Origin of the sequence: Azospirillum cavernae (assembly GCF_003590795.1) — a bacterium.
Lineage (GTDB): Bacteria > Pseudomonadota > Alphaproteobacteria > Azospirillales > Azospirillaceae > Azospirillum > Azospirillum cavernae.
Genome location: NZ_QYUL01000001.1, coordinates 421,262 through 436,098, shown reverse-complemented (window position 1 = coordinate 436,098; position 14,837 = coordinate 421,262). Strand labels below are relative to the sequence as shown.

The 14,837-nt window shown below is 66.9% G+C and carries 13 protein-coding genes; 4 read left to right on the top strand and 9 right to left on the bottom strand.

Features of this window, described 5'->3' with window-relative positions; translation table 11 throughout:
- Positions 1-240 precede the first annotated feature (240 nt).
- Positions 241-3,789: a response regulator gene (locus tag D3877_RS02100; RefSeq protein ID WP_238474685.1), complete on the top strand. Its 3,549-nt coding sequence runs from the start codon at positions 241-243 to the stop codon at positions 3,787-3,789.
- A gap of 79 nt (positions 3,790-3,868) precedes the next feature.
- Positions 3,869-4,789, top strand: coding sequence for a response regulator (locus D3877_RS02095; protein ID WP_119830727.1), 921 nt, complete (start codon positions 3,869-3,871; stop codon positions 4,787-4,789).
- Here the strand turns inward: D3877_RS02095 and D3877_RS02090 are convergent.
- From D3877_RS02090 to cobD, 4 genes are all read right to left on the bottom strand, one after another.
- Positions 4,752-5,999, bottom strand: coding sequence for a PP2C family protein-serine/threonine phosphatase (locus D3877_RS02090; protein WP_119829122.1), 1,248 nt, complete (start codon positions 5,997-5,999; stop codon positions 4,752-4,754). The two genes, D3877_RS02095 and D3877_RS02090, sit on opposite strands and share 38 nt — an antisense overlap.
- A 43-nt stretch (positions 6,000-6,042) precedes the next feature.
- Complete coding sequence (locus tag D3877_RS02085; RefSeq protein WP_119829121.1) at positions 6,043-6,348, bottom strand: STAS domain-containing protein; 306 nt, start codon at positions 6,346-6,348, stop codon at positions 6,043-6,045.
- 247 nt (positions 6,349-6,595) lie between these two features.
- The gene (locus D3877_RS02080) at positions 6,596-8,269 is read right to left on the bottom strand and encodes a sensor domain-containing diguanylate cyclase (protein WP_119829120.1); all 1,674 of its coding nucleotides are present in this window, start codon (positions 8,267-8,269) and stop codon (positions 6,596-6,598) included.
- Between the two features lie 143 nt (positions 8,270-8,412).
- Entirely contained in the window at positions 8,413-9,507 is a 1,095-nt protein-coding gene (cobD, locus tag D3877_RS02075) for a threonine-phosphate decarboxylase CobD (protein ID WP_119830726.1), read from the bottom strand.
- 53 nt (positions 9,508-9,560) lie between these two features.
- On the opposite strand from cobD, the gene cbiB reads away from it, so the two are divergent.
- On the top strand, positions 9,561-10,526 hold the full coding sequence (cbiB, locus tag D3877_RS02070; RefSeq protein WP_119829119.1) for an adenosylcobinamide-phosphate synthase CbiB: 966 nt from the start codon (positions 9,561-9,563) through the stop codon (positions 10,524-10,526).
- Between the two features lies 1 nt (position 10,527).
- Here the strand turns inward: cbiB and D3877_RS02065 are convergent, their stop codons facing one another.
- From D3877_RS02065 to cobU, 5 genes are read right to left on the bottom strand one after another with little or no spacing between them, the layout of a single operon-like run.
- Entirely contained in the window at positions 10,528-10,923 is a 396-nt protein-coding gene (locus D3877_RS02065; RefSeq protein WP_119829118.1) for a type II toxin-antitoxin system VapC family toxin, read from the bottom strand.
- Positions 10,917-11,177: a type II toxin-antitoxin system VapB family antitoxin gene (locus D3877_RS02060; protein ID WP_119830725.1), complete on the bottom strand. Its 261-nt coding sequence runs from the start codon at positions 11,175-11,177 to the stop codon at positions 10,917-10,919. The genes D3877_RS02065 and D3877_RS02060 overlap by 7 nt, the downstream gene beginning before the upstream one ends.
- A 36-nt stretch (positions 11,178-11,213) precedes the next feature.
- A complete protein-coding gene (locus D3877_RS02055) occupies positions 11,214-12,698 on the bottom strand; it encodes a cobyric acid synthase (protein WP_119829117.1) in 1,485 nt (494 codons plus the stop codon).
- Between the two features lie 2 nt (positions 12,699-12,700).
- The gene (gene cobO, locus D3877_RS02050) at positions 12,701-13,270 is read right to left on the bottom strand and encodes a cob(I)yrinic acid a,c-diamide adenosyltransferase (RefSeq protein WP_238474839.1); all 570 of its coding nucleotides are present in this window, start codon (positions 13,268-13,270) and stop codon (positions 12,701-12,703) included.
- A gap of 50 nt (positions 13,271-13,320) precedes the next feature.
- Positions 13,321-13,863 carry a bifunctional adenosylcobinamide kinase/adenosylcobinamide-phosphate guanylyltransferase gene (cobU, locus tag D3877_RS02045; protein WP_119829116.1) on the bottom strand — a complete coding sequence of 181 codons (543 nt, stop codon included), beginning with the start codon at positions 13,861-13,863 and terminating at the stop codon, positions 13,321-13,323.
- Positions 13,864-13,999: 136 nt separating this feature from the next.
- Here cobU and D3877_RS02040 point away from each other — a divergent pair, with 136 nt between their 5' ends.
- Positions 14,000-14,809, top strand: a complete 810-nt coding sequence (locus D3877_RS02040; protein ID WP_119829115.1) for an alpha/beta hydrolase — start codon at positions 14,000-14,002, stop codon at positions 14,807-14,809.
- Positions 14,810-14,837 lie beyond the last annotated feature (28 nt).

Genomic DNA, 14,837 nt, shown 5'->3' with positions numbered 1-14,837 from the left:
TTCCGCCCGCTTGCGCGTCGCCAACGCCAAACGAAAGGACAATGAACGATATCATCACGAACGAAAGAAAACGCATGGCTTGCTTTCTCATTCCAACGCCTCCCGAGAAACTCTGGTCTATATTGAAAACAATCACGATTTCCACGCCGCCGGATCATTGACGATAGCATCGTCCGGCCTCTTCCGGCAGTGTATGCTTTGCGGAATTCTGAAAGCGCTGCTAAAATCGCGGGTGGTCGTTTGGGGATTTTCCCGGCGCGGCCCCTGCCTCCCTTTTGCCGTTGGAACGCCGTTCTGTCCAGCCCCGCCCCCACAGCCAACCCGGTCCTTGATCTGAAGGGCTTGTTCCTGCACAAGGGCGGCGTGCTGGTGTTCGCCCTGTTGGCGGTGATGGCGCTGCTGGTCGATCTGACCTACCAGTTCACCGTGATCCGCCGGACCACGCTGGAGCAGACCCGGGCCAATCTGGCCAGCCTGACCAGCGCGCTGGAGGCGTCCACCACCCGCACCATCCAATCGGTGGACGTCACCCTGTCGTCCATCGTCGACGGCATCGGCGAGAGCGATCTCTTGCGAAACGATCCCGCGTTGGGGGAGATCGCCGCGCTGTTGAAGGAGCGCCTGCGCCGCTCGCCGCATCTGCGGGCTTTGGCCCTGCTCGACCGCGCCGGACGCCTGTTGCTGAGCACCGACGGGGCGCCGCGCGAGGCGCTGTTTCTGACCGAGCGGGACGTCTTTCGCGCCCACATGCGCGACCGCAACGCTGGGCTGGTCATCGGCAACCCGATTCTCGGACGGACCCTGCTGACCGCCAATCGCGGCGTCGAGCTGTCCGGGCGCTGGCTGCTGCCGATGAGCCGGGCGCTGCGCGACGCCGACGGCGCGCTGACGGGCGTGGTCGTCGCCACTGTGAACCCGGACTATTTCCAGGGTCTTTACCAAGCGGTCCAGACGTCAGACGGCGAGCGCGTCGCGCTCCACCGCTATGACGGAACCCTCCTGATCGCGCAGCCGCCGCCCGAGCCGCCCAACGGCGCGAAGATCGGCGATTCCGCCGCCCAAACCACCCTGTTCCAGAAAAAGCTCCCCAACGCCGAACATGGCGTCTTTGACGAGGCCGGGGCGGACGGCGCCGCCCGAATCACCGCCTATCGGGCGACCCCGACTTGGCCCTTGGTTTTGTCCGTCAGCGTGGACGAGGCGGAGGAGTTGGCCGGGTGGCGGGACAATTTTCGGCAGGCGGCCCTGCTGTCGGGCGGCTTCATCCTGTTGATTCTGCTGTTCGGCGTCCTGCTGGCCCGCTCGATGGCGACGCAGCGGCGCCAAGCCACGGCGTTGGAGGAAAGCAACGCCCGCCTCAACGCCATCCTCGACACGGCGGTCGAAGGCATCCTGACGGCAAGGCCGAACGGCGTCATCGAAAGCGCCAACCCCGCCGCCCACAGCATCTTCGGTTGCCCGCCAGGCGGCCTGATCGGGCGGTCCATCAGCGACCTGTTGCCGCCGGAGATGCGGGAGGCGCAAAACCGCTTCATCGACGACATGGCCGCCGGAGTGAAGCGTTACCGCACCGGCTTCAGCCGGGAATTGACGGCGGCCCGCCTGAACGGCGATCTCTTCCCGCTCTCCTTCTCGGTCGCCGAGGTGAAGACCGCCGCCGGTCCGCTTTACGCCGCCATCCTGCGCGACCTCACCGACAACAAGCGCGCCGAGCAAACCCTGCGCGACGCCAAGGACCGGGCGGAGGATGGCCAGCGCATCAAAATGGAATTCCTCGCGACGATGAGTCACGAGATCCGCACGCCGATGAACGGCGTCATCGGCATGGCCGGCCTGCTGCTCGACACCCGGATGAACGACGAGCAGCGCAGCTTCGCCACGACGATCCGGGATTCGGCGGAATCCCTGCTGGTCATCATCAACGACATTCTGGATTTCTCGAAGATCGACGCCGGTCGGCTGGAACTGGAAAACGACGATCTGGAACTGGCGCCGCTGGTCGAAAGCGTGCTGGAAATCCTGGCGCCGCGCGCCGCCGCCAAGGGGCTGGAACTGGCCAGCTTCGTTCCGCCGCCCTTGCGTCGGCCCTTTCGCGGCGATTCTGGTCGGTTGCGGCAGATTTTGCTGAATCTGGTCGGAAACGCCGTCAAATTCACCGACAGCGGCAGCGTCACCATCCTGCTGGCCGAGGAGATCGCCGAAAGCGGCGCCCCTCAAGTCCGCTTCGAGGTGCGCGACACCGGCATCGGCATCAGCGATGAGGACCGCCCGCGCCTGTTCACCATGTTCAGCCAAGTGGACGCCTCCCCCGCCCGTCGGCATGGCGGCACCGGCCTGGGGCTGGCGATCTGCAAGCGTCTGGCCGAACTGATGGGCGGACAGATCGGGGTGGACAGCCAAGCTGGTCTGGGCAGCGTCTTCTGGGTGTCAATCCCCCTGGAGCCTGGAGCGGCGGCCCAACCGCTCGCGCCGATGGCCGATTGGTCGGGGCGGCGCGTCTTGATCGTCGATGACGTCGCCGTCAACCGCGACCTTCTGGCCCGTCACATGACCAGCTTCGCCATCGACGTCGAAACGGCGGAATCGGGGGACGCGGCGCTGACGCGCTTGACCATGGCGGCGGAACAGGGACGCCCGTTCGACGCCGCCATCCTGGATCATCGGATGCCGGGGATGACCGGCCCCGAATTGGCCAGGCGGATTCGGGCCATCCCGGCGTTGGCCGGGATCCGATTGGCGCTCGCCACCTCGCATCTCACAGCGCCCACGACCGAAGAACAGCCCTCGGACAGCGCGCTGGCCCCGGAAAACCCGCTGGTCGACGCGAACCTGACCAAACCCATCCGCTTCAGCGCGCTGTGTCAAGCTCTGGCCAACCTGCTGGATCGCCGACCGGCAACCGAACAACCGGCTCCCCCGACGGCGACGGCGGACAGCACGCCCGCCCCCGCCCCGCTCCCCGCTTTTCACGCCCGCGTTCTGGTGGCCGACGACAACCCGGTCAATCAGCAACTCACCCTGGCCTTGCTGCGCCGCGCCGGTCACACGGCGGAAGCGGTGTCCAATGGAGAGGAAGCGGTCGAAGCGGTGTCGTCACGCTCCTATGATCTGGTGCTGATGGATGTCCAGATGCCGGTGATGGATGGCTTGACGGCGACACGGGTCATCCGCCGCCTGTCCGGGGCCGCCGCCCGCATTCCCATCATCGCGCTCACCGCCAACGCCATGCAGGGCGATGACGCCGTGTGCCTGGACGCTGGCATGGACGACTATTTGTCGAAACCGATCAACGCCCGGAAGTTGACGGAGTCGGTGGTCCGCTGGGCGCGCCGCCCCCCGGCGCCAACCAATCAACCATCCCCCCACGTTCCTGAGCCGCCCAATCAGCCAAATCCAGCCCAGGACGAGGATCTCGATCCGATCAACCCGGCGAAGCGCCAAGAACTGTTCCAGATTCTGGGGGATGATGGTTACGCCGCCTTGATGACCACCTTCTTTGCCGACAGCGCCCGTCACGTCGATCTTTTGCAGGCGGCGGTTGTTGATTCCAACCTTTTGGTTGTCGCACGCGAAGCTCATGTTTTGAAAGGTTCCGCCGCCAACGTCGGGTTGGGGCGCCTCTCCGGCCTCGCCAATCAATTGGTGATTGCCGTTCATCAGGAAAACATGGCCGCTCTGACCCTTGAGCACGTCAAAAAAATCTCCGCAGAACTGGCGAGCGCCAAACAACATCACACGCGTTTCTCCGAAAACTCGATACGATTGATCCCACCGGAAACCGCGTCTTAGCGGACGTTTGACGGCGTCTGCATTCTGTGGCAGTTGAACGACCCATCGACATCCGCACCGTTTGGAGAGCAACGCGATCATGGCCGAACCCGTCACAGCGCTGGTTGTCGATGACGAGGAAATGACCCGCGCCATCGTGGCGGGGTATCTGGCCCGCATCGGCTACCGCACGCTGGAGGCGGCGACGATCGCCGAAGCCTGGGCGATTTTGAGCGATCCAACAATCACGATTCACGTGGTCTTGCTCGACCGTCGCCTGGACGATGGCGACGGGTTGGAGGTGTTTGAACGGATGAAAGCCGTGCCTGGGTTGGCGGAAATCCCGGTGATCGTTCAAACGGTGTCGGACAGCAGCGCGGAAATCGCGGCGGCGATCCGCGCCGGGGTGTTTTATTACCTGTTCAAACCCTATGACGGGGCGTTGCTGCGCTCGGTCGTCCGCGCGGCGGAAGAGCGCTCCGGGCGGTTGAAAACCTTGCAGGGCGATTTGCGGTCGCGCGCCGACGCGATTTCCCTGCTGCGCGACGCCCGTTTCCGTTTCCGCACCCCGCAAGAGGCGCAAAACCTCGCCATCACCCTGTCCACCATCGCCGACACCGCGCACAGCCTGACCTTTGGCCTGTCGGAAATCCTGATGAACGCGGTGGAGCACGGCAATCTCGGCATCGGGTTCGAGGCCAAAAGCGTTCTCAAAGCCACCGGCGCGCTGACGCAGGAGGTCGAAAACCGCCTCGCCTCGCCCGAGCATCGCGACAAATACGCGACCTTGCATGTGGAGCGCAGCGACAACCGCGTCGTCTTCACTGTCACCGACATGGGCCGTGGGTTTGACTCCAGCCGCTATCTGACGGTGGACGCCTTCCAATCGACCGCCACCCATGGGCGCGGCATCGCGCTGGCCCGCATGGTCGGGTTTGACCAGTTGACCTATGTCGGCGCCGGCAACCGGGTGGTTGGCGTCGTCAACCTGAACCGTCCAGCGGTTCCGCCCGCCGACTGATCCACAGCGCGGTGAGATCGTCGGCCAAGGGGCGCGGCATGGTGGTGAAGTAGCGCTCCAGCAATTGGCGCAGCGGCCCGCCCTCAAGCTCGGCGTCGCTGTCCAGGCCGTTGACCAGATCGACAACCCCCTCGTAACCAAACAACTGCCCGTCCCAATCGCGCGCCTCGAACAGGGCGTCGCTGAACAGGAACAGGAAGGAGCCGGGGGGAAAATCCAGATGGCGGTTGCGGTAACTGGCTTTTGGCGACACCCCCAGCGGCAGCCCCAGGCTTCCGCCAATCTCCAGCGCGCCATCGGGTCGCCCGACGATGGGCTTCGGCGCGCCAGCGGTGGCGTAGGTGACGGCGCCGACCCGGACATCGACCACCGCGTAGAGCATGGTGGCGAACTGGCTTTCCGGCAGCAGCCCGACCAACAGGCCGTTGATCGCCCCCAGCGTTTCCGCCGGATCGTCGCCGGGCAAGTCGATCTTGGTCAACAGCGCGTGCAAGCGGAAGGTGTTCAGCGCCGCCGCGACGCCATGGCCGGTGAAATCGCACAGAAACACCGCAAAGCGGTGATCGTCGAGCGCGCGGGCGCCCCAGATGTCGCCGCCCAATTCCGAACTGGATTCAAAATGGCTGTCGAGTCGAATGGCGTAACGCCGCTCCAACCCGCCGCACGCCTCGGTCGTCGGCAACAGGTCGAGTTGCATGTCGCGCGCCAGGGTCATCCGCTGGACCGCCCCGGTGTGGTAGGCTTGCAGGCTGCGGATGACCTCCTGAAGCGAGCGGTTGAGCGAGCGGTTTTCCAAATGGACCCGCAACCGCGCCGCCAGTTCCGGGCGCGTCACCGGGCGCGGGATCAAATCGGTGGCCCCGGCCCGCATCAACGCCTGCCGCTCCCCCGCTCCGGAAAACCGACCAAGCACCAAAATCGGCGCGTCGCGCATGCCGTTCATGGCGCGCAGACGGGCGATCAGATCCAGATTGTCGGCCAGCAGCCCCAGATGCAGCACCAGCAGATCGGGCGCGCCCTGCCCCACCCTCGCCAGCAGCCCATCGGCGTCCAGCGCGACATCGACCGCCCGCACGCCAACGCTGGCCAGGGCCGAACGCAACACCGCCACGGCGGGGGGGCGGGGATGGCCGATCAGCACGCGCTGCCCGCCAACCGCAAGGGCCGCCGCCGGAGCCGCCGCGCCACCCTCTGATGAGGCGCCGGTCATGCCCGCTTGCCCTCTCCCTCTGCCGCGTTCAACGCCACCGGGGTCAGAACTCGCAGGGGATGATGGTGTGGAATTCGGAAATCTCGATCATGTCGCGGACCTGCCCGCGCGGATGCTTCATCTTCAACTGGACAGACGCGCGGTGTCCGGCGTTGTTCGCCAACACCAGCAGCCCCAGCCCCGCCGAATCAATGAAATCCAGACCACCGAGATTCAGCACGCATTCGGCGATGCCGTCCTTTTCCATGCCTTCGATGATCTGGCGGAAATCGTCATTGGCTTCAAAGGTCAACTGCCCGCGCAACTCAACCTCGCGGACACCGCCCAAATCGCGGACCGTGTAATTCATGCCACACCCAATGATTTTGGTCCGATCTTACCCTCAGAGCGCCCGTCTGTCCCGGCTGTTTCACCAACACCAAACATGCCGCACGGCTCATGAACCGATGCGGTTTTGCGCACAAAGGTAAGGGAAGGTTAACAGATCGCGTTGCGAAAGACGATGGAAACACAAGGGCGACACAACCCCAACCAGCCCCTTGCGGTCAAGACACAAGTTGCCACGACCGCACGCCGCGACAATCCCGAGGCCTTGTCTAGGGTCTTGTGAGGGCGGCTGGCCCCGTCGGTTCCGAAGCGCGCATTCCCGGTTCATAGACGACGACCCGGTTCCGCCCCTCGCGCTTGGCGCTGTAAAGAGCCAGATCGGCGCGATGGATCGCCTTTTCCAGCGTGTCGGTCGCCCCTTCCAACCCGGCGATGCCGATGCTGGAGGTCAGATGGAACGGCGCGTCGGGGGCCGGAATCGCCATGCGCGCCAGATTGCGGCGGACCCGTTCCGCCACCACGCGGGTTTCGTCGGCGGTGGCCCCCGGCAGAACGACGACGAACTCCTCGCCGCCCAGACGGCCCAGAATGTCGTATTCGCGCAGGATCGCCTGACAACCGCCCGCCACCATGCGCAAGGCGTCGTCGCCGGTCGCGTGGCCGTAGGTGTCGTTGATCCGCTTGAAATGATCGACGTCGAGGACGAAGACCGCCAGCGGCTCATGGAAACGGTGGGCGCGGGCCAATTGCTGGCGCGCCAGTTCCATGAAGGAGCGGCGGTTGTAGATGCCGGTCAACGGATCGCGCGACGCCATGTCGCGCAACGCCTCTTCCATGTTGCGGCGTTCGGTGTAGTCGTAAATCCAGGCGAGATTGACCGGAACGCCCTGGATCACCGCCTGATTCACGGTGAACAGCGTCCAGAAGGGCGAACCATCGGCCTTCTTGAACTGCACCTCCATGTTCACCACGGCCCCGCCGCCGCGCAAACGCTCCAGCACCCGTTCACGCTGGTGGTCATCGAGGTAATAATCGCGCGCCCGGCTGCCGATCAGGCTGTCCCGCGACAAGCCGATCAGTTCGGAAAAACGGGTGTTCACGAAGACGATCCGCCCATCGTCGCGGCGCGACACCGAAACGCCGATGGGGCTTTGCTCCAAAATGGCTTCCAACCGGGCTTCGTTGGGCTGGGAATCGGTCAGGTCATGGACCACCCCGATGATGCCGCTCACATTGCCCTGGCCGTCCCGGTAAGACACCTTGGTCAGGTTGACCAGACGCAGATTGCCGTCGGCGACCGGCACCGCCTCTTCGTAATGCGACACGCCCTCTTCGATCAAAAGACGGCGGTCATGAACGACATGGGCCTTGGCCGCGCCCGGTTCCATCACCGCAAAGGTGGTCTTTTGCAGGATATCGTTCCGGTTCAGGCCGGTGTAACGTTCAAAGGCGCTGTTGCAATCGCTGAATTGCCCGCGCGCGTCCTTGATGAAGACGGGGATCGGCAACACCTCGAACAGCGTGTTTTGCAGCGCCGCTTGGTTTTCCAAAGCGATCTCGCGCCGCAGTTGGTCGTCGACGTCGGTGAAGACCCGCAACTCCAACCGCTCGTCGCGGCCATCGTCGGCGTCATCGTCCAGGGCGCGAACGGATTCGGCGAACCAGCGCGCAGGCCCGTCAGCCACGCGCAAGAGACGCGTCGGCGGACCGGACTCCAGGCGCGCGTCGTCGTCCGCCGCCAGCCCGTCGGCCCCGGTCTCGTCAAACTCCGCCAGCGACCGGCCAACCAGCCCCGGCGCCGCGACGCCCAATTGCGCGTGCAGAGTCGGGTTGGCGTAGCGGATGTCGCCCGAAGGCGTGGTGACGCAAACGCAAACAGGAAGAACGTCAAACGCCCGCCATGGTTCACGACGCGCGCCGTTCACGCCATCCAGAGAAATCATCACACTGTTACCCGGGTCCAACATGACAGACAGTTTCTCATAAAATATTATTACTCTGCAATGACGGTATTTGACAAATATTGTTTGGTATCTAACCGTTCACCGTTGGAACGTATGCGTCAGCTAGAAATTTTCTCGATTGTTCAACGCGCTGACGGATCCGTACCGGCCAAGATGCGCACGCAGGCATCGCGCAAACGTATGACAGACTCCTCATCGGGGGGCAGCCCCAAACGCAACCAATCCGCTTGCCGCTCGAATCGGCGCACCAGAATTCCGGCCTCGCCCAGCCCCCGGTGCAGCGCCGCCGCCCGGCGATCCGCCACCAAACGGAACAGGCTGGTTCCGCCGACCACCCGCAAACCGACCACCACCAGACACGCGTCCAACGCCGCCGCCGCCGCCGCCAAGCGGGCGCGGGTGGCGTCGATCCACACCCGATCCGCCAAGGCCGCCGTCGCCACCGCCAACCCCGGCCCCGACACCGCCCATGGGCCGATGGCCGCCCGCAGCGCCCCCGCCAAGTCCGGCGCGCACAGGGCGATGCCCAACCGCAACCCGGCCAGCCCGAAGAATTTGCCGAAGGACCGCAGAACCACCAGACCGGGTTCATCGGCGAAGCCCGCCACGCTGGCCGCCGGATCGGCGTCGGCGAAAGCCTCGTCCACCACCAGCCAGCCGCCGCGCGCCGCCTGCCGTTCCGCCAACCCCAAGAGAGCGGCGACCGACAGCGTCCGCCCATCAGGATTGTTCGGGTTGACGACGACGACCACGTCCGCCGCCTCGCCATCCGCCAGCGCGTCAAAGCCCGCAACCTCGCGCACGACATGCCCAGCCCCGGCCCAACAGGCGGCGTGCTCGGCGTAGGTCGGGGCCAGCACGGCGACGGTTCCCGACGCGCGCAGGCGCGGCAACAATTGAATCAGCGCCTGCGAGCCGGACGCCGCCGCCACGTTCGCCGCCGAGGGCGCGCCGTAACAGGCCGCCGCCGCCTCGCGCAGCCCCTCTTCCGCCCCGCGCGCGGGCAGCCGGTTCCAGGCGTCGGCGGGAATCGGCGGCAACGGATAGGGCCAGGGGTTGATGCCGGTGGACAGATCGACCCACGGCTCCGGCGCGTGAGGAAAGGCCAAACGCGCGCCGTCCAGGTCGCCGCCATGCAGGATCGCCGCCCCGCCGCTCCCCTGCCCTTCTGTCGTCACGCCGCTTGCCCCCTTGGTTGCCGTCTTGCTTTCGGCCATGATCCCCGCCTTCATCCTCGCCCGCCGCCGTCCCCGTCAGGAATCTTGCCGCCGTGCCTGCGTTTCATCCCTTTCTGCTCGCCGTCGCGCTCGTTGTCGAGGCGGCGGTCGGCTTTCCCGACGCACTCTATGCCCGCATCCGCCATCCTGTCGTGTGGATCGGCGCGCTCATCACGCATCTCGACCATGCGCTGAACCAGGAGCGGGACAACTTCGACCGCCGCAAGGCGTTCGGCGTCCTGGCCCTGCTGGTTCTGTTGCTGACCGTCGGCGGGGTCGCCGTGGCGGTCGCGTGGCTGTGCCATTTGCTGCCCTTCGGCTGGCTGCTGGAAGCGGTCTTGGCCTCCACCCTGCTGGCCCAGCGCAGCCTGCACGAGCATGTCGCCGCCGTCGCCGAGGGGTTCCGCAAGGGCGGGCTGGCCGGTGGGCGGGACGCGGTGTCGCGCGTCGTCGGGCGCAACCCGGCGAGCTTGGACGAACCGGCGGTCTGCCGCGCCGCCATCGAGAGTCTCGCCGAGAATTTTTCCGACGGAATCGTCGCCCCAGCCTTTTGGCTGCTGGTCGGCGGCTTGCCAGGGATCGCGCTTTACAAGGCGATCAACACCGCCGACAGCATGATCGGCCACCGCACCCCCCGGCACGAGGCGTTCGGCTGGGCCGCCGCCCGGCTGGACGATCTGGTCAATCTGCCCGGATCGCGCCTGACCGCCCTGCTGCTGGTCGCCGCCGCCCGCAGCCAGGACGCCGACGCCGCGTCGCGGGCTTGGCAAGCGGTGCGCCGCGACGCCCACCGCCACCGCTCCCCCAACGCCGGATGGCCGGAAGCGGCGATGGCCGGGGCGCTGGATCTGCGGCTGGGCGGCCCGCGCGTCTATGGAAACACCCGGATCGAAGACGTCTGGCTGGGCGGTGGGCGCACCGCCGCCACCCCGGCGGACATCGACGCCGGTCTGCGCCTCTACCGGCTGGCCTGCGTCCTGTTGGGAGGCGGGGCGCTGGTTTTGGCCGTGTTCGGGTAGGTCACACCAACGCCGGTTCGACGTCGGTCAGGGCGAAATCCTGGCCGGTGTAGAGCAGCGGGACGTCCAGCGAGCGGGCCAGCGCGTAGGCCGCGCAGTCGGTCAGCGACAGTTGCGCCGGATGCCCGCAACCCCGGCCAAAGCGGCGGTAGGCGTTGAAGGCCAAGGCCGATTGCACCCGGTCGAAGGGGCGGATGATGATGCCCGCCCGCTCCACCAGCTTTTCAAACTCGCGCAGCATCTCTTCGCCGAAGCGGGCCAGCAGCAGGGCGCGGCATTCCACCATGGTGACGGCGGAAATGTGGCAGGCCGGGGAATCGTCGAGCAGCGCCTCGATCCGTTCGGCGTGGGCGTCGCCGCGCAGAAAGGCGACGATGGCGGAACCGTCGATCACCATCGGCTGATCCCCCGCCCGGCTTCATCCCGTCCCAAAATCTCGGCGTCGCTGCGGCGATCCAGTTGCGGCAGTTGGGCGGCGCGTTCGCGGATGGCGCGCAGCGCCTCGCGCCTTGCGGGATCCTGCGGGCGGTTGACCCGTTCCAGCCGTTCGCGCAAGGCCAGCGTCACGGCGACCGACAGGCTTTCCCCGGTGATGGCGGACAATTGCCGGGCCAGCCGGTCCGCCTCCTCGCTGTCCACCCGCAACGCCATCCACAACATCCTCGCCTTGGCCGTCCCGGAAAAACTCTAACCCGAAGAAAGTTGCTCCGCCACCGCAAGAATCGCTCCGATGTCCATCTCCCGCTCCAGCCGGTCGGCGATGGCGTCCAGCGCCCGCTCCACCGCCGCGTCGTAGGACAAACCCGAGGAGGCCGCGCCCAACCCCGCCAGAAACGCCGCGCGGAAACCATCGGCGGCGAACAGCCCGTGCAGGTAGCAGCCTTGCGCCCGCCCATCCTCCGACGCCGCGCCGTCCGTGCCGCCGCCATCCAGGGTCAGTATCGGGCGGGCGCGGTCGCCCCCTTCGGTGCGGCCCATGTGCATTTCATAGCCCGCCACCGCCGCGCCGGTCCGGCGCTCCACCCCGCGCGCCTCCTCCAGCACCTTTGCCCCCTTCAGGACGGTGTCGACGTCCAGCAGGCCAAGCCCGACGGCCTCGCCCGGCGGGCCTTCGATGCCGTCGGGGTCGGCGATGGTCCGGCCCATCATCTGATAGCCGCCGCAAATCCCCAGCACCCGCCCGCCGCGCCGCCAATGGGCCAACAAGTCGATGTCCCAGCCCTGCGCGCGCAGAAAGGCCAGATCGGCGATGGTCGCCTTGGTGCCGGGCAGAATGACCAGATCGCAATCCGGCAAGGGCCGCCCCGGCGGCGCCATCAGCAATTCCACCCCCGGCTCCTGCGCCAGCGGGTCGAAATCGTCGAAATTGGCGATGCGCGACAGCATCGGCACCACCACCCGCAAGGCCCCGCCGCTGGCCGCCCGTGGCCGGTCGAGCGCCACCGCGTCCTCGGCGGGCAGAGTCGCCGCCTCTTTCAGCCAGGGCACGACGCCAAAGCCGCGCCAGCCGGTGCGCTCCTCGATGATTCGCAAGCCCGACTCGAACAGGCGGGCGTCGCCCCGAAATTTGTTGATGAGGAAGCCCTTGATCCGCGCCCGCTCGTCCGGCGGCAACAAAGCGTGGGTGCCGACCAGACTGGCGATCACCCCGCCCCGGTCGATGTCGCCGACCAGAATCACCGGCACGTCGGCGGCGGTGGCGAATCCCATGTTGGCGATGTCGCCCGCCCGCAGATTGACCTCCGCCGGGCTGCCCGCCCCTTCCACCACCACGATGTCGGCCTCGGCCCGCAACCGCTCGAAACTGTCCAGCACGGCGCCGAGAAGTTCGCCCTTGCGCGCCTGATAATCGGCGGCCCGCGCGTTGCCGACCACCACCCCGCGCAGGACGATTTGCGATCCGACGTCCGACTGCGGTTTCAGCAGCACCGGATTCATGTGGACCGTCGGGGCGACGCCGCAGGCCCGCGCCTGCAACGCCTGCGCCCGCCCGATCTCGCCGCCGTCGGCGGTGACGGCGGCGTTGTTGGACATGTTTTGCGGCTTGAAGGGCCGCACCGTCAGGCCGCGCCGAGTCAACGCCCGGCACAGCCCGGCGACCAGCAGCGATTTGCCGACGTCCGACCCGGTGCCCTGAAGCATGACGGCGCGGGCGCGTTTGGGGCTGGTCATGGTCAGAACTCGATCCCCGCCTGGGCCTTCACCCCGGCCTCGAAGGGATGCTTGACCAGCGTCATTTCGGTGACGAGGTCGGCGGCGGCGATCAATTCCGGCTTGGCGTTGCGCCCGGTGACGCAGACATGCAGGTCGGGCCGCCGCGCCGCGAACGCCGCCAGCACCTCCTCCAGCGGCAGATAATCCATGCGCAGCGCGATGTTCAACTCGTCCAAGACGATCAGGCGGTAGCGCGGGTCGTCCATCATCGCCTTGGCCTTGGCCCACGCGGCTTGCGCGGCGGCGATGTCGCGGGCGCGGTCCTGGGTGTCCCAGGTGAAGCCCTCCCCCATCGTGTAAAAATCGACCAGATCCTCGAAGCGCTCCAGCGCCACGGTTTCGCCGGTGGACCAGGCCCCCTTGACGAATTGGACCATGCCGACCCGCATGCCATGGCCGACCGCCCGCATCATCAACCCGAAGGCGGCGGTCGATTTGCCCTTGCCCTTACCTGTGTGGACCATCAGCAAGCCCTTCTCCAAAATCTTGGAGGCCAAGGCCCGCTCCTGCAACGCTTTGCGGCGCTTCATCTTCTCGGCGTGGCGGCGGTTGGTTTCCGCCTCGTCAATCTGGGGTTCGCTCACAGCGCGCTTCCTTTCGCGTAAATCGGCAGGCCCGCCACGGTCAGAACGACGCGCGGGGCGACGGCGGCGATGGCCTGGTGCAGCCGCCCGGCATGGTCACGAAAGCGCCGGGCCAGCGCGTTGTCGGGAACGATGCCCAGACCGACCTCGTTCGACACCAGAACCACCCGCCCCGGCAGCGTCGGGAGCAGCGCCACCAGCGCCGCCGTTTCGGCGTCCACGTCGGAGTCGGCCATCATCAGATTGCTCAGCCACAGCGTCAGGCAATCGACCAGCAGGCCGCAGCCCTCCGCCGCGTGGGCGCGCAAGGCCCCGCGCAGGTCGAGCGGCTCCTCGATCGTCCGCCAATCCGGCCCCCGGTCGTCCCGGTGGCGGGCGACCCGTTCGGCCATCTCCTCGTCCCAGATTTGCGACGTGGCGACATAGATTCGCGGCCCGCCGAGCGCCGTGACCAGCCCCTCGGCAAAGCGGCTTTTGCCGGATCGGGCGCCGCCAAGCACCAGGGTGAGATCGGGGGGCGGTGTGGGGGCGTTCGGCACGGTCGCCGTCTCCTGCGTGGGGCGGGAGCGGACTGTCGCAAACCCCGTCGCCGCCGTCAAACCATGCGGCGCTCCTGGACAGCGCCCGCGCGCCGCGCCATCCTTCCCGCACCGCACAACAACCTTGCCGCCCCCGATGTCCCAGCTTGAAATCATCACCCGCCGCCCGACGGGACCCGCCAAGCCGACCCCGCTGCTGTTCGTCCATGGCGCCTTCAGCGGCGCCTGGATTTGGGACGCCCATTTCCTGCCCTGGTTCGCCGAACGCGGGTGGGAGGTTCACGCCGTCTCCCTGCGCGGCCATGGCGGCAGCGAGGGGCGCGAGCGGCTGCACAGCTTCGGCCTTGCCGACTACATCGACGATGCTCTGGAGGCCGCCGACGCCTGTTCGGCCCCGCCGGTTCTGATCGGCCATTCGATGGGCGGCATCGTGGTTCAGCGCGCCCTGACCCGCCGTCGTTTTCCCGCCGCCGTTCTGATGGCCTCGACCCCGCCGCACGGGTTGCTTTCCTCCACCCTGGGGCTGGCGTGGCGCGCGCCCTACGTGTTCCATCAGATGGCGTCGCTGATGACCTTCGGCGCGGCGGCGGTGGACCCGCAGGCCGTGCGCCGCGCCATGTTTTCCGACGCCATGCCCGCCGAGGAGGCCGCGCGTTACGAACCCTTCCTGCAAGAGGAATCGCGCCGCGTGCTGGCCGACATCGGCGGCTGGATCCCCTTCCCGCCCCTGCCGCCCGGCGATCAGCCGTTGTTGGTTCTGGGAGCCGAAGAGGACCTGTTGTTCCCCCGCGCCGAAGTGCTGGCCACCGCGCAAGCCCTGGGAACCAAGGCGGCGTTTCTGCCCAACATGGGCCACGCCATGATGCTGGAACGCGATTGGAAATTGGCCGCCCAGCGTGTGGACGACTGGCTGAACCAGACCTTGGCCAAAGCGATGGCGGCGTAAAGCAGCGCCGCCATCCTCAAACGAAAAG

Bases quoted from the DNA above. Each gene is read 5' to 3' on its own strand.
- cobO (WP_238474839.1), bottom strand. From the start codon at position 13,270: ATGAAGCGCCGCAAAGCGTTGCAGGAGCGGGCCTTGGCCTCCAAGATT.
- D3877_RS02095 (WP_119830727.1), top strand. From the start codon at position 3,869: ATGGCCGAACCCGTCACAGCGCTGGTTGTCGATGACGAGGAAATGACC.
- D3877_RS02040 (WP_119829115.1), top strand. From the start codon at position 14,000: ATGTCCCAGCTTGAAATCATCACCCGCCGCCCGACGGGACCCGCCAAG.
- D3877_RS02090 (WP_119829122.1), bottom strand. From the start codon at position 5,999: ATGACCGGCGCCTCATCAGAGGGTGGCGCGGCGGCTCCGGCGGCGGCC.
- D3877_RS02060 (WP_119830725.1), bottom strand. From the start codon at position 11,177: ATGGCGTTGCGGGTGGACAGCGAGGAGGCGGACCGGCTGGCCCGGCAA.
- D3877_RS02065 (WP_119829118.1), bottom strand. From the start codon at position 10,923: ATGGTGATCGACGGTTCCGCCATCGTCGCCTTTCTGCGCGGCGACGCC.
- D3877_RS02085 (WP_119829121.1), bottom strand. From the start codon at position 6,348: ATGAATTACACGGTCCGCGATTTGGGCGGTGTCCGCGAGGTTGAGTTG.
- cobD (WP_119830726.1), bottom strand. From the start codon at position 9,507: ATGGCCGAAAGCAAGACGGCAACCAAGGGGGCAAGCGGCGTGACGACA.
- D3877_RS02080 (WP_119829120.1), bottom strand. From the start codon at position 8,269: ATGATTTCTCTGGATGGCGTGAACGGCGCGCGTCGTGAACCATGGCGG.
- D3877_RS02055 (WP_119829117.1), bottom strand. From the start codon at position 12,698: ATGACCAGCCCCAAACGCGCCCGCGCCGTCATGCTTCAGGGCACCGGG.